Source organism: Fulvivirga imtechensis AK7, from assembly GCF_000331535.1.
GTDB lineage: Bacteria > Bacteroidota > Bacteroidia > Cytophagales > Cyclobacteriaceae > Fulvivirga > Fulvivirga imtechensis.
On sequence record NZ_AMZN01000068.1, the window covers coordinates 20,752 to 37,497 of the forward strand.

A 16,746-nucleotide genomic window follows, 5' to 3' on the forward strand; every position below is an offset into this window, starting at 1 on the left:
AAAGTACTAGAATATTGCAGACTGCAAATCTATCCAGATAATGTATCATTGACTAATTTCATATGCACATTGTTTGTCTTCAAGGATCACTACCTGCTCTTAAGCAGTCACCATGCTAAGCCGGAAGCCCGAAAATTCATTTTCATCGAATTGAAAATTTGTCTTTAGGGTCTGTATACTTTCAGCAATTACATTTTTAATCTAACTTTAGGCAGAGCAAAACATCAGTTTGATATGTACGAGATAAAACGCGTTTTAGTAGGCCTTGATCTTTCAGATATGGACAAAACGCTTCTGGCGTATTCCTCATATATGGCAGAGGTTTTCCAGATTGAGACGATCTATTTTTTGCATGTGGCCAAATCATTAGACCTACCAAAAGAGCTTTTGGAAAAATATCCTGATTTGGTGGCTCCCTCTGATGAGGCTATAGCAAAAACAATAGATGTTGAAATTAAAAAACACTTTACCGCCAATTGCGAGTATAAAGTAGAAGTACGGGAAGGGAGCGCAGAAGAGAATATTTTGAGGTGGGCGAAAATAAAGGAGATAGATCTGGTGGTGATGGGCAGAAAAGTACACTCTAAAGGATCCGGGGTTCTTCCTGGTAAGCTTGCGCGAACCGCACCCTGTTCGATATTGTATGTTCCTGAAAATGCCAATAATAAGATATCCAAATTATTGGTACCTGTCGATTTTTCAAAGACATCGTCATTGGCTTTTGAAGAAGCATTGCTGATCAGAAAGTCATCAGGAGCTTCAATTGTTTTACACAATTCCTACGAAGTTCCATCGGGATACCATCTGAGTGGCAAGTCATTTGAGGAATTTGCCGAGATCATGAAAGGCCATGCCTATAAAGATGCTGAGAAATTTTTGCAAAGGGCAAATATCAAAGCAACAGATATTGAGATTGTACTTACTCTCGATGAAGATGATGATCCGGCCGGGCAAGCCTACAAGCTGGCCACCGAGAAGGGCACGGATTTTATCGTAATTGGTTCAAAAGGCAGAACCGGAATGGCGGCAGTCTTGTTAGGCAGTGTCGCTGATAAAATGACTCGCTATGATACTGACATACCGTTGCTGGTGGTGAAAGACAAAAAGGAAAACCTGAACTTTCTGCAGGCATTGCTGCAGATCTAAAGGTCTATTTTGCCTGTTACAGTGAACAGTACACTGTCTTTAAAGATCATCTTTTGCGAACCACGAACAGTATATTGGTGAAGTAAAGGGGCGCCTGTGTGGTCATCGAAAAGGAATTCGAGGTGGCGCTGAGAACGATAAATGGGATTGTTTTCAACATATTTTGCCTCTATCTTTCTCAGGTTAGCAGGCTTATTTAAATAGTAGATCTTTAAAAAGAGAACCTCAGCATCTTTTTCTGATGTATGGTACTCCTTTACTTTCAGGTTACTTCTAATATCATCGTATTCCTTTACGTCATATACACCTCTGAGTACGGGTTTATTGATATTTATCTTTTCAAAGATCTGAAACTCCTGATCCCAGGACACTGAGCCGTCTGGCTTGATAGTGGACTTCTCTTTGTTTCCCTGAATAGTAGCGGTTTTTAATATGCTGGCATGACGTTGCTGCAATATGTTCTTTTGCTGCTGCAAAAGGCTGTCAGTATCATAATAGTACGATACCTTTTTGTCGGGCTTAACATGACAGGCGCCTAAAGCCAAAACAAAAAGTAAAAACAGAATATACTTCATGCTATTAGTATGTCACCGGTCATGTCAGAAGGAACCTCTACTCCCATTAATTTAAGAATGGTAGGGGCGAGATCTCCCAGTTTACCATCTTTGATCTTCCCTTTATAATCCTTATCAACGATAATACAGGGGACAAGGTTAGTCGTGTGTGCAGTATTTGGTGTGCCGTCCGGGTTTATCATAATATCAGAATTTCCGTGGTCCGCTATTATAATGGTCGTATAATTATTTTCAAGGGCTGCTTTAGTTACGGCTTCTGCACACCTGTCCACCGTTTCACAGGCCTTAACGGCAGCTTCGAAAACACCGGTATGGCCCACCATGTCAGGATTGGCAAAGTTGAGACAAATGAAATCAGGCTCTTTGCTTTCCAGCTCAGGGATAATATTGTCACGTATGTCTTCTGCACTCATTTCGGGTTTTAGGTCGTAGGTAGCTACCTTGGGAGAAGGGCAGAGTATTCTCTTTTCTCCCTCAAAGACACCCTCTCTACCACCGGAAAAGAAGAAAGTGACATGCGGATATTTCTCTGTCTCTGCTATTCGGATCTGCTTCTTGTGGTTTCTTTCCAGCACCTCGCCTAAGGTGTTTTTAAGGTTGTCTTTTTCAAAAATTACTTTCACACCGGTGAAGGTATCGTCATAGGTGGTCATAGTTACATAGTGAAGGTCGAGCTTGTGCATATTCTGCTCGTGAAAATCCCTCTGAGTTAGCGCCTGGGTTATCTGCCGTCCGCGATCTGTTCTGAAGTTGAAACAAATTACCACATCGCCATTTTCAATTTTCGCCAGCGGTTCATTGGCCTCATCCACATGGACAATGGGTAGTATAAATTCATCAGTAACATCTTCAATATAGGACTCTCTTACAGCTTTGACCACATCGTTGGCTTTCTTTCCTTCCCCATGCACCAGCAGGTCATACGCCAACTTCACCCGTTCCCACCTGTTGTCCCTGTCCATGGCGTAATAGCGACCAACTACAGAGGCTACTTGTCCGGTTGTTTTTTCTGTATGCTCTACAAGGTCCTTTAGATATCGCTCTCCTGATTTAGGGTCAGTATCTCTACCATCGGTGAAAGCGTGTATAAATACTCTTTCCAGGCCTTTATCCTTGGCCAGAGAGCACAGTCCCTTCAGGTGGTTGATATGTGAATGAACACCTCCGTCAGAAACCAGACCTATAAAATGCACTTTTCTGTTTTCCTTTTTGGCATAGTCAAAAGCCTCTGTAAGTACCGGGTTACTATCAATGGTGTGCTCTTCAAAAGCCTTATTGATTTTCACCAGGTCCTGATATACCACCCTTCCTGCTCCGATGTTCATATGGCCTACTTCAGAATTGCCCATCTGTCCTTCGGGTAGCCCTACTGCCAGCCCTGAAGCTTGCAGTTTACTATTCGGATATGTGGAATACAGGGAATCCACAAAAGGAGTGTTGGCCTTGGCAATGGCCGAGATGTTGGGGTTCTCTCCCAGTCCCCAACCATCCAGGATCATGAGCAATACTTTCTTATTCATAGCAGGACGCATTTTTAATTGCTGCAAAAAACGGCAATTTTAAGAAGCTATTCAAAGGGTTGGTCAAAAACCTTATCGCCACGAAACGTCCTGTTAAAGCCATTTTTATGGAAAAAGGGCTGCCGTAAAGAGATCAATCGTTTGTGAAGAGAATTTAGTTTCTTTAAATTTTTATGGGAAGCGAGAAATATGGATTTATGTTTTGTTAAGAAATACAGCTTTCTTCAAATCCGTGGATCGTATTCCTTTAAAAAAATCTACAAACTCACTATACTTTTCAGGTCCGTATTTTCCTTTATTAAGTTTTAGCTGTCTATAATAAATGAGTTGATTCTCCTTTTTTTCCACCCTCATTTGGTATGTTCCAAATACTGATTCTAGGGTTACATCCTCAGGGATGTATTCGGCATGTAAACTTTCAGGCAGCTTAAAAATAATTGTATCCGAGGTGATCGATGAATATTTAAAATAGATTGGTGCTTTACGATCAACTGTAGTTTTGGGAATAAACTTGTTGACGCTCATCAGGTTTAAGGGGACAAATACTCTTTTTCCACTGATAGAGGCCAATTTGCGAATATGTAGGTCTGATTTAAACTGCACAGAAGGAATTTTGGTTTTCTCCTCTATGAATTCATAGTTTCCTAGTTCATAATTAGTAATAGACAAATTTTGATGTAGCCAATCTTTCCTGTCTCTGTCCGTTAAAGTAAGGTAATAATCCAGGTCGCCATATTCATAGCCCAAACCTTTAAAAGCTTTTATTAATTGAGCGTGAGCATTGCCCTGCTCATCCAGGGTCACATTAAGACTATTTGTAATCATATTGTTTTGATGATCATAAGCAGGTGTTCTCACGATCTTTCCACCGTTTTCGTTGATTACCAGTACATCCCTGTCGCCTGTGAACTTTCCCAAATAACCAAAGGGAACAGATTGGTTTGTGCATTCAAGCCAAATAGTGTCCGCTTCATTAGGTACACATAGAATAATATGATTAAATGTATCGTTTGGGAAATCTTTATAGACGGGATCAGGATTACTTCCAGCGTTTACCCAGGTGTAATAGGAAGGTATACCTGCTGCTTTTAGAAGTGACTGTGTATAATTTGTCAGCGCTTTACAATCTCCGTATCCGGTTTCATCTACCATGCTTGCTGCAAAAGGTTGAAATCCACCAATTCCTAATTGTATGCTTACATAGCGAGTTCGTTTTTGCATGTACAGGTACACTCGTTTAATCTTTTCCTCCCTTGAGGAGGCATTCGCGACTAAATTTTTAACTTCATTGATAGTTTTAACCGGGAGCACGTCCCTTCCCTCGTTTAGCGAAAGCTGCCACTTGGCTAGTCCATCCCAACTGGACATATCTCCATTATAGCCTTCATAGCTAAATTTTGAGGGAGATGCTCTTACAATTGGGGCTATGTCAAGTATCCCCTTGCTAAAAGGCTCCAGCTCTATGGCGTTAAGATTTTCAAAGACCCAATGATAACTGATCAATCCATCAGCAGCAGATTCTTGCATTTTGCCTGATCCTATATTCATTTCCTTAAATCTCGGCTTAAGATCAACAGGCGCTTTTACAACAAATTCTGATTTTTCAATGGCAATTTTTTCTCCGGGTATAACATACCAATCCGGTATACTGTATAGATATTTATACTGAATTTCATATTCATATTCTATTGTATAGGGGTACTGCTTCTGCCTCAGGTCTACTCCCTGGATGCGATTGTCCTCATAGAGAGAAAAACCAGATATATTACTTTCATCAATGATATCACTTTTCTTTAGCTTATAAAGCTCTTCACCATGTTGGTTATATACAAATGCAGAAGTAAATTTAAGCTTTCTCAACTTATCATAGCCAATTCCAACAACGGCATGACCGGCTGCCTTCTCGTTTAGTATTGTAACAACCTGATGAACTTTAAAAGTAGCCTGATCTATTTTTTCTATGGTGAACTCTCCTTTGTCTAAACGATAGACAACATTGGCATTTTCCACTAAATTGATAGGAATGGCACTAACAGGGTATTTAGGATCTTTAGCTGAGAAGGATGAGTACCCCGTACAGAATAATATGATTGCTAATAATACTATCTTCATTTTAACCATTCTTTTTAAGAACCACTTGCTCAGCTTGTTTTGCAATTACCTGAGTGTAAAACTCCCGCAAATATTGATATTCCTCTGCCGAAAATTCAATTTTTTTGATGTTGAACTTAGAGGTTACACTTATATAATCTCCAATTTGTTGAACGTTGTAGATAAAAGCACCCCCATTGTTAGGTAAACCTATTGCAAGCGGATCAGGCTTTTCGTCTATAACATATCCTTCGGGCACTTTAATTCTACAGGTAACCAGTTCTTCGATGGGAGTTCCATAGTTCACAGGATACAATCTCTCGGGTGATTTCAGTGGATTATTGACTATTCTTCCATAAAATATGGGGGTGAGATAAATTATATCACCCATAGTCTCTGCATAAGCATCTAATTCAATATCAATTTTTTCTGTCAGAGCCTCTTCTGCTATATCAATTCCCTCTATTTCATGATTATTGATCACCCATGTAGTATGGGCTTCTGAGAAAGTCTTCTTATATCCATCAACATCTTTTTTATGATCTTCTCTGAATTCAATGGCTTCGTAACCCACGCGAGACAAGCTTATTGCTCCTTTTAGAGATCCTTCCTCGCTTAGCTCAAGACTAGCAAAAACTTGCTTTTTGTTATTTGTGGAAGGATAAAGGTCCACCCATCTGAAGTTCTGAGCTGTCACTACCATTCCCCTGCCATTGAGGCAGTTCTTATCAAGGGTATTAAATGGCAGGTATTTTTTACTGGGGTCAAGCAGGTATTCGTTTTCGCCATCTTTAACAACACAAATGGTGTAGTTGAAATTCGAAGCAATCGCATAGAGCGGATGCAGCATGCCGTTGCTGCGTGTACTCAGTCTGACTGCATTGGATTCAAAACCTGCTTCATTATACATGGCGATAAGCAGCATATTTATATCCTGTGGATAACCTTTTTTCAAATTGAATATTTTTCTTAAACTCTCAGTCTGTACTTCCCGATCTACTTCAAAGTTGTCCCTGACATAGTGGTAAATAGCTTCGATTTTTGCTTTGCTGTCTGTTAAATCCGATGTGATGCGTTCTATTTCATCAGTAAGAAATTTATTTTTAGTCAGCTTTTTCCCAAACGACTCACTCTCAGCATAATTTTTACTTAATTCTTCATAGCTGTAGGGCATGTATCTTTTGGTCAGCGTACCAGGAATATTGATATTACTAAGCTCGAATTGAATTTTTGAGATATAGTCATCCTTTGTGGTCATGTAGGGTTCTTCTTTGAATGCTGGTACATTCTTAGCTACAAATTTTTGTACGGTCATGTTAAATGTACTGGACCCATAATGTCCGACTTTAGTTGAGATATCATGATCGCTAAGTATAACATAACCTGACATGATTTTCTTATAATCGAAGTACTCCGGCAGAGAGACTATATACTCGCTATGTAAAACCGGAACTGAAGTTTGAAAATACCAGGGATTCAGGCTCATCCAACTTCCATAGTTAACCTGATAGGTGTATTCAATAATTGTTCCTTCCTTGACATCCGGAAGGCTAAAACGTTTTTGCTTTACATTATCATTTACCTTTTCCTCATAAATATCTTTTTTAGACAATTTTGATTCCACAATTTTACCGTTTACCAGATTATATGTTGCAGCTTTTAATCTTTCAACACGATCATCAGTAGCATAGGGAATTTTTACAGTTGCTCTATCAAATTCGGAGCTGTTGAATATTTTAATACGTATATGGTGCTCCAAAACAATTTGAAAGTTGTGATCAAATGTGGTTTTTCCAAAGTCAAGAAGAATTAATGCTCCCGCAGATGAATCTAATGGATTCTTCATCATCTCAAGATTTTCGGTGCTTATTTCTCCGAATTTAAATGGACTTTTTTGCGCTTCAGCCAATTTTACTACACAAAGCAATAGTAAAAAGGAGCAAAACTTTAATGATTTCATGATACTTAAATAATAAAAAATTTAATAATTTCACAATATAAGATCTTTTTTATAATAGTCATAATTTACTGTATCAAAACAGCTAAAACCTCTGCTATTTTGTTCAAGTAGATATTTCTATATTTGAACCCCAATGGCCAAAACAAAAACAATTTACTTCTGTCAAAATTGTGGTTACGAATCTGCCAAATGGCTGGGAAAATGCCCGTCCTGTGCCATGTGGAATACTTTTGTAGAGGAACTAGCAAAAAGACCTTCTGCGTCAGATAAGAATGATTGGCGTAGCACCAGCGGAGGAGGAAAAAGGGCTTCTGCTCCAAAAAAAATAGAAGAGATAGCACATGAAAAAGAGCAACGGATCAACTCCAAAAACGGAGAGCTTAACCGAGTATTAGGTGGTGGAATAGTGCCAGGTTCTGTAGTACTCATTGCGGGTGAACCGGGGATAGGCAAATCAACGCTAATGCTTCAGATTGCCTTATCCGTGAATCATAAGGTGCTGTATGTCTCGGGAGAGGAGAGCGAACAACAGATAAAAATGCGGGCCGACAGGATGAGCCAGTTGCATGCTGCGGAATGCTATATACTGGCTGAGACTTCAACGCAGGAAATTTTTCAACAGGTGGAGAAATTGAACCCTGACCTCCTTATTGTTGATTCGGTGCAAACACTGTATTCGAGTAATATCGAATCTGCTGCCGGCAGTGTGTCGCAGGTAAAGCAGTGTACTGCTGAGCTGATAAAATATGCGAAAGAAACAGCTACTCCGGTATTTCTTGTTGGCCACATTACAAAGGAAGGAGCAATAGCCGGTCCTAAAGTGTTGGAGCATATGGTTGATACAGTGTTGCAATTTGAAGGCGACAGGCATCTTACTTACAGGATATTAAGAACTACAAAAAATCGCTTCGGCTCCACTTCAGAGTTAGGAATTTATGAGATGATGGGCAATGGACTAAGGGAGGTGAGCAACCCGTCAGAGATCCTGATCTCTCAGAAGGACTCGGAACTCAGTGGAGTAACCATAGGAGCTACTGTTGAAGGTAATAGGCCATTGCTGATAGAGATCCAATCTTTGGTAAGCACAGCGGCATATGGAACACCGCAGCGCAGTTCGACCGGATATGATGCCCGCAGGCTGAACATGCTACTGGCAGTACTCGAAAAACGATGTGGTTTCAGGCTGGGCTTACAGGATGTATTCCTAAATATGGCCGGAGGAATAAAGGTGGAGGATCCGGCGATAGATCTGGCAGTATGCAGCGCAGTCATTTCTTCTTTGGAAGAGATCTCTGTTTCGGATAAAGCTTGTTTCGCCGCGGAAGTAGGTCTTGGCGGAGAGCTTCGAGCTGTCAATAGATTGGATAGCAGGATCGCCGAGTCGGAAAAATTGGGATTTAAAGAGATATATGTGTCCAAATTTGGCATGAAGGGCATAGAACCAGGTAACTATAAGATCGCCATAAAGCCTTTCGCGCGACTTACCGATGTATTCGGGGACCTGTTTGGGTAAACTGTTTTAAAGCTAAACTGTTACGGTTATAATGGAACAATTTTTTGCAGAATACGGAATCGGATCAGAAACTTTCAGGATCATCATTTTACCCTTACTAATCTTTATAGCACGGATTTTAGATGTGTCGATAAATACCATCCGGATCATTTTCGTGATGAGCGGAAGGAAGTTCGTTTCTACTATTTTGGGTTTTTTCGAATCATTGATATGGCTATTGGCCATTGGTCAGATATTTCAGCATATTGACAATGTTTATTCTTACATCGCGTATCCCGCGGGGTTTGCCATGGGCATATTGGTTGGGATGCTTATTGAAGAACGATTGGCTCTTGGGAAAGTGGTGGTGAGGATCATCTCCTCGGAAGATCTTTCAGGGCTTTTGAGTGTATTGCAAAAGCAAAATGTAAGATATACAATGGTGTCGGCAGAAAGTGATAGCGGAGAAGAGAAGCTGCTTTTTACAGTGCTGATGCGCGATAATCTGCCTCTTTTTATAGAAGAGATCCAACGACACGCGCCAAAAGCGTTTTATACAATAGAATCTGTAAAAAGCGCCAGTGAAGCCGGGATTTTGGCGGAACAGCCCAGCCGTAGAGGTATTGGCGCGTGGTTGACTTCGGTGAGAAGGAAGTAGAACGGCTTGTTAAGCCGCTTAAATAGCTAGCCGGCTTTAAAAAGAGAGGTTTTTAGGTTATTTTTGGATACGAATACAATTTAATCGGTTCTACTATATCGAACTCAAGTTAAATTACATCGCCAGGCTGTGAATTTTTTGTGCGTCTCCATTATATCCTGTTTTTATTAGGTTACGAAAAATGCTCCTCCTGGTGGTTGCAGATGAGGCAAATTCCTCCTGTAAAATATTTTTTTCTTCATCTTCTCATCCCCTCCACCCCCTGCAGCCCACCCGTATGAATAGTGAGAATTTTGGTCTTCGGGGCAAACTCGCCACTTCTGATCATGTCATAAATGCCAAACATCATTTTTCCCGTGTAAATCGGGTCAAGGGGGATCTGGTGTTTTTTGTAAATTTCATCTATAAATCCAAACAGCACCGGACTTACCTTTGCATAACCACCGAAATGGTAGGATGTCTTGATGTCCCAATTGGTCAGTGGGTGTTTTTCATAAAGTTGCAATAGCTTTTGAACATCATGTTTTAGAAAGTCGCCCTTCAAAGCCGAAAAGCCCATGACTCTGCCCCTGCCGTTCATGCCTGAAATGATGCCGGCAATGGTTCCTCCTGTACCTACCGGGGTACAGACGTAATCAAATTGCCGCACTTCTTCATTTACTATTTCTGAGGCGCCTTTGATGGCCAAAAGGTTGGTCCCGCCTTCGGGGAGTAGATAAAATCGTCCATACTTTTCTGTTAAAGGGCCAATTACTTCAGTATCATGCTTTCTCCTGTAAGTAGACCGGTCCATATAGTGAAGATGCATGCCTTGCTGAGAAGCGAATGACAGTGTTGGGTTGAGCGGCAAATGCTCTTCGCCACGTATGATACCAATGGACTTAAAGCCATACTCTTTCGCAGCAGCGGCTGTGGCATAAATGTGATTGGAATAGGCGCCTCCAAATGTTAATAAAGTGGAAAAGTTCTGCTGCCTGGCATACTCCAGGTTGTACTTAAGCTTTCTCCACTTATTTCCCGATATGTATGGGTGTATTTTATCCTCCCTTTTAATGAAGAGCCTGACCTCTTTTTCGGTAGTTATTTCATCATAGACCTCTTCTATGACAGGCTCTTCGTATATCTTCAGCATCTATTTTCTCATTTGCATATAATCCAACGTAAGGTTGAGCATGGCCTTTACACCCGTAAGCATACCACTTTCATCGATATAAAAGTCAGGCGTGTGATGGCCTCCTAATGTCATTGACTTCTTCTCCGCGTCTAAGGGCTGACCACCAACAAAGAAATAGAGCCCCGGGATCTCTTTCTGGAAATATGAAAAGTCCTCAGCTCCGGTGATAGCATTTACAAGGTTAACATTTTCCTTACCTGCTGATCGTTCCAGGCTGGGAAGCATTTTTGAGGTCAGCTCAGGGTCATTGTATGTAACGGGCACCATTTTTTGAATGTGTACTTCAGCCGTTGCACCGTTGCTCTCGGCTATTTTGGTGGCCGTGAGCTTAATTTTCTCATGAATTCGGTCTTGCATACCTGTGTCGAGTGTGCGAATGGTGCCGGTCATTTCCACTTCTTCGGGTATGATGTTGAAACGAACTCCACCTTTTATTTCCCCAACGGTGATCACAGCAGCTTCTTTGGTTAGCTCTGTTTGCCTGCTGACAATGGTCTGAAGGCCATAAATGATTTGTGAGGCTGTTACCACCGGATCTACTCCAGCCCACGGAGTGGAGCCGTGCGCCTGGCTGCCTTTGACTTTAATGGTGAATCTATCGGAAGCGGCCATTGCTCCTCCGGGCTTATAGTTGATTTGCCCTATAGGTGTGCCTGCACTTATGTGTAAGCCGAATATGACCTCGGGTTTTGGATTTTCCAGTACCCCCTCCTTTATCATCAGGTCCGCTCCCCCTTCTTCACCCGGAGGCGCTCCTTCCTCAGCAGGCTGGAAGATAAACTTCACGGTACCCGGTATGTCTTTTTTCATCGAAGTCAGCACTTCCGCTACTCCCATGAGCATTGCGATGTGTGTGTCATGGCCGCATGCATGCATTACCCCGGTTTTTATACCATTATACTCCGTTACTACTTTAGAGGCAAAAGGTACTGACACCCGCTCAGTTACAGGCAAAGCATCTATATCTGCTCTTAGTGCTACAACAGGACCTTTTTTGCCGCCTTTTAAGAGACCAACCACACCAGTTTTGGCTACACCAGTTTGCACTTCAAGGCCAAGAGACTTCAGATGCCCGGCTATTTTGGCCGCAGTCTCTACTTCACGATTTGAAAGCTCGGGATGCTCGTGAAAATATCTTCGCCATTCTATTACTTTATTTTCAATTTCTTTAGCCATTTTTTCTGCCTTTTCGTTCAGGCCGTTCTGGCCTGATGCTGAGAGTGCGATCAATGCCAGAAATAGTGAATAGATGTATTTCATAGGTATAAATTTTATTTTTGAGACATTAGTATTGAGTATTGTGATGGCTCGAAGACGACAAGAGTTTTCTTAAAGACACTAGTCTAGTTACTCAGCTAAAAGTAAAAACTTATTTATACTGATCATAAAAAATGATTCAGATAATATATTTCTATGATGCTCTTTGTGGATGGTGTTATAGCTTTAGCTCTGTATGAAAAGCACAAGTAAACAGGAGATCGATCAGTTTTAAACAAGTTGCAAAGGTTGTTTAATGAACTAAGGCAGCATCCCACTACTGGGACAGGGCAACCGGAAAAGTTAAAGCATGATCTTGCAGGCTTATATTCCCGAAGGATTAACAGAAAGCACCGTCTGGTCCATTAACAAACAGGTTGTAACAGTGTATGTGGTAAGTGCCTGGTCGCATTATGAGGATAAATGACTTGCCACGCACCTTGTCCCGCATGGCTATCATGGCTATCGGGAAGCCTGCCCCGATTGCCAACACAGGGGCCTCCCCAATGCGCGCACATCAGGCACACACGAAACCGCGTGCGCTAGCGGGGGGAGGCCAAACCTTATCATTTTCTACTCATACTTCCTTAAAAAATACTTGAATATCTACGCTTACACATTTTTTAGCCATGTCTGAGCAGAAAATAACTGTAACTTACCCGATAGTTCACACTTGACCCGACACTAGAACTTACCCAGTTTAAATGATATATTGGCTGTCCAGCTAGTAAGGTCCTTGTCCTCCACCTGGTTATTTTTTAGATCAGTTCCCTGCACAAAGCGATACCCTCCACCTATTGCAAACCTGAAAAACCTGGTAACATTGACCTCGATTTGCAACGAAGGCTCTGCTACAAAATAAACAGATCTCTCTACCGTAGCTCCGCGATCATCTATAGTGTTGGCAACGTGGTGATCTACTACTTCAATACCCCCTGCACCCAGTAATAACGGAAGGGTGATATGTATTACTTCTTTGGGAGCTATTATATATCCAAAAACCAATCCTCCATATCCACTGTACAGATCAAGCTTTCTGCCAGGGATGATACCGTTGAAATCATTTCTGGTAGTCATACCATATCCTCCAATACCCAAAATAATATGTTTGTTGAGGATTACCCCACCATGGCCGCCAAGGAATAATGCCTTTTCTTCATTGAAATCGGTAAGTTTAGTGTCAAAAGAGGCAAAACCTTTTATTTCCGTATCCTTGCCAAATACCGTTTTAATATCATCATCAGCATCTTGCGCAACGGATTGCATATTAAAGGCTACAACGGCCAAAATCAACGAAAGTGAAATGTTTTTCATATTCTATAAAATCTTTAAAATACATATTTAACGGCTATAGCAGTATCCCAAAACCTTAAGTTGGCATATCTCATGCCCGCAAAATCAAGATAGGGTTTAAAATCGAGGCTAATAGTAATTGGAACGGCCAGCCAGCGGTATTCCACCCCAACCATGGCATTTACTCCCATCGTAAAAAAGGCCTCACGGTTAGTTTCATATTCCAGTTCTCCGGGCACCGTGGGTGAAAGTATTAGCCTCCTATCGTCCATAAACTTATAACCAATATGGGCGCCTGCTCCGTAATACAGGTAAAAATTGTCATTAAAGCTTACCTGCAAAGGTTGGTGTTTGAGATAAAGGGTAGTGAGTTGAAGGCCATCATCTCTCCCGCTTACCAGGAACTCAACAGCTTCCTCACCTTTAAAAAATTGTTTGTAAGTTAGGGCCGAGGTGTACCCTAATCTTAAGCCCGAGGAGTGCCTATACTGCGCGGCCAGCATGTGGGCGGCAAATAGCAGCACTGTTAAAGCCAAAATTTTTTTCATTTATATGTATTTTAGTTTTACGATATTGGTATTGACATGGCTCAAAGACCGAGTCGGAAACCGAAGTGCACAATTTATAGTCACAAATCTCCCATTGGTGCATTTTCTCTTTATCTGTTAACGGAATGTTGCATGCTTGAGAGGTCAATGGAGACTTCTCCCCCGGACGAATTAATTTGTAAGTATCCCGGATAGTTGTTTTTGGTGCCTATTGTTCCAGTCAGGCGTACATACTTCTTTTTCTCATCAACATAGCTTTTATCCAGACGGGTATTATCGGTTGGTATAGATAATGTTGCCCCAGGAGCCGTGATATTCACATCGACATAGCTGTTAGGTTGGAAATCAAGCGCCACATCGGCATATTTTGCTTCTATATTGATCTTTGAAAAACTGAATTGGACCAGCATCACCTGTATTTCTCCATAGTTTAAATTAATATCCATGGTCTTACCCAGCTCTTCTAATGTAATCTGAGAAAACATTCCCTTTCCACGAAGGTGGCTTACCCGGTTAATATAAAATCTCTTGTCGCTCCGGGAGTCTATCCGCAGGTTGTCCGCCTCTTTTATCACCACCTCAGATGAGCTGCTGTTTACATCTACATCGCCAAGCTTTAAGATCTCTCCCTTTACTGCCTTAAATAATACCCGTCCTGCTGTTATTTCTTTTATTCTCACGTCTCCATAACCGGCCTCTATTTTTGCAGGGGCCAGAAATTTATTAGCCCTCAAATTGCCGTGCATCACGCTGATGTCACTTTTCCCTTTGAGCTCCTGTAGATAAACGTCACCGAATTTATTGTCGAGGTCCAGGTTCATTGATACAGGCATGTATACTTCATAGTCGATTTCCAGCTTGTTTTTACTAAGTAATGTTTTTGAGTAGTCACTGATGTTATTCCATACCTCCTTGAAGAATCCAGACTTGCGATCGAGAATGGTTTCAATGGTCAGGTAAGGGTTTGTCTTTCTAAAATCTATATCCACGCGAGCCAGCATTTTTTCAGCATCGTTATAGTCTTTGCCATAGGCAGTGATCTTTATGCTCACCTTTACAGAATCCTTTTCCCAGGTATTGACCACTACCTGACCATACTTGTTGATGATTTCGAGGTAGCCATTTTTAGGCATAATAAAATCGCGATCAATGGTCTTTGTAAGCCTGGTATCATCGTTATCCGGCCCTGCTACTGCATAAAGGCAGCATGTATAGAATATGAAGCTAAATATTAACTTCCTGTTGTTGTTCCTTTTGATCATGATGTTTGATTTCAGTCAATATTTGCTCAAGAATATTTAGCTTGATCCGGTAGTTGCTGATCATTGCGCTAATCACTTCCTCACTGTCTACATTATCTTTCAGGTCTTTCTTTAGATCCTGATAGGCGCTGTCGAGTGTTTGCAGGTTTTTCATTACTTCTTCATCCACATCGGCATTACTGGCCCTGATGACCCTGAGCTTTTCATCCACTAGTTGTGAATAGTAATATTCTGTCTCCGCCAGTTCAGGAGAAATATCATGAAGCGCATACCCCTCTTTTTCATATCCTTTGTTATACGACCAAATCACTATACCAAGAGAGCACAACAAGAGCAGCGATGCGGCTATTTTCATTACCGATCTCCACAACGAATGACGTTCCTTTTGTCTTACACCCTCTTCGATACCCTGCCATAGCTGGTCAAGGTCCGGTTCATGCAGATCAAACGCTGACCTTCTTTTTTCTACTTCTTCCTTAAGCCTGTCGTTCATGTATTCTTCTGTTTACGTCCAGAATTTTTCTTATTTTACTTTTGGCTTTACTATACTGCGCCTTTGACGCAGATTCAGTAATACCCAGGATCTGACCTATCTCTTTGTGATCATAACCTTCAAAAAGGTACAGGTTCAGCACCGTTTTACACCCATCGGAAATTTGATCTATAGCTTCAAGTATCCGCCTCGATTCATACTGTGCATAATCCTGATCGCTGTCAACATCTTCCTGAAAATTGTCGCTATCAGCAATATCCACAGTAGCCAGCCTTTTCTTTTTTAAATGATTCAGGCAGTGATTGATGACAATACGCTTGACCCAGGCGCTAAAGGTCGCTTCGTTTTTCAAAGAGCGGATCATTGTAAAGGCGGTAATAAAAGCCTCTTGTAGTACATCTTTCGCGTCTTCATCATTACCCGTCATTCTGCGGCAAATGTTATACATAGCCCGGGCATAAAGCTTATAGAGCTCATTTTGCGCCTGCTTATCCCCACGCTGGCTACGCTGCACCAGATATTTATGAATAGTCTGTTGTCCGGGCTCCACCTTTTCTGTTTGTTATGGTAATGACAAGCGTTTTTATATTAGGTTTCCTTTCTTGATAAGAAAAATAAAAAAAAACCGTTTTACAGGTTGCGATGTTGTAATGCAAATCTATAGGCGATGCTCATGAAATGGAGAAATATTTTTATCAACATGTTGGCATTAATTCTTTTTTTAAGTTTCATCACCCCGTCAGTGGCACAAAAGCTCGTTTACAGGGTGGAATATAAAGATGACTCCATTGGATATTTGATTGCAGAAAGAAAAAATGTCGGCTCGAAAACTATCTACCAACTTGAGAGCCGCACCAACATTAATATGCTCTTCAGTTTTAATCACTATGCTTACTATAGGTCAGAATACGAAAATGACATGCTGGTGGATGCCCGAACCGAAAGTTTTCTTAACGACAAAGGAAATACCACCACCAGCACCACGTATGAAAATGGAACCTATCTAATAAAAAAGGATAAAACTACCTCGAAGCAGTCGGCCCCCATCTACGAAAGCATAGCTGCTTTGTATTTCAACAGGCCCAGAAATTCAAGGATCTTTTCAGAAAGACACGGTTCCTTTTTTGCTATAAGCAAGGTAAATGAACGGCAATTTGAACTCATTAAACCCGATAACCGCAGAAATATTTATTATTTTGACGGGGACCAATGCGATAAAGCCACACTGAATTTGCCACTGGCTACAGTTTACCTTGTAAGAATTTCTAATTAATTCA

General features: G+C 41.2%; 15 protein-coding genes and 1 pseudogene. 5 read left to right on the forward strand and 11 right to left on the reverse strand.

The genetic code is table 11. The annotated features are described in order from the left end of the window. The first annotated feature begins 234 nt into the window (after positions 1-234). Positions 235-1,146 carry a universal stress protein gene (locus C900_RS19110; protein WP_009581813.1) on the forward strand — a complete coding sequence of 304 codons (912 nt, stop codon included), beginning with the start codon at positions 235-237 and terminating at the stop codon, positions 1,144-1,146. On the opposite strand, the gene C900_RS19115 is transcribed toward C900_RS19110, so the two are convergent. The 4 genes from C900_RS19115 to C900_RS19130 form a co-directional block, all read right to left on the reverse strand. Then, complete coding sequence (locus C900_RS19115) at positions 1,143-1,721, reverse strand: hypothetical protein (protein WP_009581814.1); 579 nt, start codon at positions 1,719-1,721, stop codon at positions 1,143-1,145. The genes C900_RS19110 and C900_RS19115 overlap by 4 nt on opposite strands. Then, positions 1,718-3,241: a 2,3-bisphosphoglycerate-independent phosphoglycerate mutase gene (gene gpmI / locus C900_RS19120; protein ID WP_040497123.1), complete on the reverse strand. Its 1,524-nt coding sequence runs from the start codon at positions 3,239-3,241 to the stop codon at positions 1,718-1,720. The genes C900_RS19115 and gpmI overlap by 4 nt, the downstream gene beginning before the upstream one ends. A gap of 195 nt (positions 3,242-3,436) precedes the next feature. Beyond that, positions 3,437-5,353: a DUF3857 domain-containing protein gene (locus C900_RS19125; protein ID WP_185113979.1), complete on the reverse strand. Its 1,917-nt coding sequence runs from the start codon at positions 5,351-5,353 to the stop codon at positions 3,437-3,439. A gap of 1 nt (position 5,354) precedes the next feature. After that, positions 5,355-7,292, reverse strand: a complete 1,938-nt coding sequence (locus C900_RS19130; protein WP_009581817.1) for a transglutaminase family protein — start codon at positions 7,290-7,292, stop codon at positions 5,355-5,357. 133 nt (positions 7,293-7,425) lie between these two features. Here C900_RS19130 and radA point away from each other — a divergent pair, with 133 nt between their 5' ends. After that, on the forward strand, positions 7,426-8,805 hold the full coding sequence (gene radA / locus C900_RS19135) for a DNA repair protein RadA (protein ID WP_009581818.1): 1,380 nt from the start codon (positions 7,426-7,428) through the stop codon (positions 8,803-8,805). A 31-nt stretch (positions 8,806-8,836) separates the two neighbouring features. Beyond that, on the forward strand, positions 8,837-9,442 hold the full coding sequence (locus C900_RS19140; protein ID WP_009581819.1) for a DUF2179 domain-containing protein: 606 nt from the start codon (positions 8,837-8,839) through the stop codon (positions 9,440-9,442). A 238-nt stretch (positions 9,443-9,680) separates the two neighbouring features. On the opposite strand, the gene C900_RS19145 is transcribed toward C900_RS19140, so the two are convergent. Further along, on the reverse strand, positions 9,681-10,574 hold the full coding sequence (locus C900_RS19145; protein ID WP_009581820.1) for a 1-aminocyclopropane-1-carboxylate deaminase/D-cysteine desulfhydrase: 894 nt from the start codon (positions 10,572-10,574) through the stop codon (positions 9,681-9,683). Next, positions 10,575-11,876 carry an amidohydrolase gene (locus tag C900_RS19150; RefSeq protein ID WP_009581821.1) on the reverse strand — a complete coding sequence of 434 codons (1,302 nt, stop codon included), beginning with the start codon at positions 11,874-11,876 and terminating at the stop codon, positions 10,575-10,577. Positions 11,877-12,104: 228 nt separating this feature from the next. Between C900_RS19150 and C900_RS30410 the strand changes: the two are divergent. Beyond that, a pseudogene (locus C900_RS30410) lies at positions 12,105-12,242 on the forward strand (Txe/YoeB family addiction module toxin); the annotation flags it as partial. A gap of 315 nt (positions 12,243-12,557) precedes the next feature. Here C900_RS30410 and C900_RS19155 read toward each other — a convergent pair. The 5 genes from C900_RS19155 to C900_RS19175 form a co-directional block, all read right to left on the reverse strand. Further along, positions 12,558-13,187 (reverse strand): hypothetical protein, encoded by a 630-nt coding sequence (locus tag C900_RS19155; protein WP_040497124.1) that lies wholly within the window; start codon positions 13,185-13,187, stop codon positions 12,558-12,560. Between the two features lie 14 nt (positions 13,188-13,201). Then, entirely contained in the window at positions 13,202-13,714 is a 513-nt protein-coding gene (locus tag C900_RS19160) for a hypothetical protein (protein ID WP_040497125.1), read from the reverse strand. 110 nt (positions 13,715-13,824) lie between these two features. Further along, positions 13,825-14,976: a DUF4097 family beta strand repeat-containing protein gene (locus C900_RS19165; protein ID WP_009581826.1), complete on the reverse strand. Its 1,152-nt coding sequence runs from the start codon at positions 14,974-14,976 to the stop codon at positions 13,825-13,827. Then, a complete protein-coding gene (locus C900_RS19170) occupies positions 14,939-15,469 on the reverse strand; it encodes a hypothetical protein (protein WP_009581827.1) in 531 nt (176 codons plus the stop codon). The genes C900_RS19165 and C900_RS19170 overlap by 38 nt, the downstream gene beginning before the upstream one ends. Next, complete coding sequence (locus C900_RS19175; RefSeq protein WP_009581828.1) at positions 15,453-16,019, reverse strand: RNA polymerase sigma factor; 567 nt, start codon at positions 16,017-16,019, stop codon at positions 15,453-15,455. The genes C900_RS19170 and C900_RS19175 overlap by 17 nt, the downstream gene beginning before the upstream one ends. A 123-nt stretch (positions 16,020-16,142) precedes the next feature. On the opposite strand from C900_RS19175, the gene C900_RS19180 reads away from it, so the two are divergent. Continuing rightward, positions 16,143-16,742 carry a DUF6134 family protein gene (locus C900_RS19180; RefSeq protein WP_009581829.1) on the forward strand — a complete coding sequence of 200 codons (600 nt, stop codon included), beginning with the start codon at positions 16,143-16,145 and terminating at the stop codon, positions 16,740-16,742. The last annotated feature ends 4 nt before the right edge of the window (positions 16,743-16,746 follow it).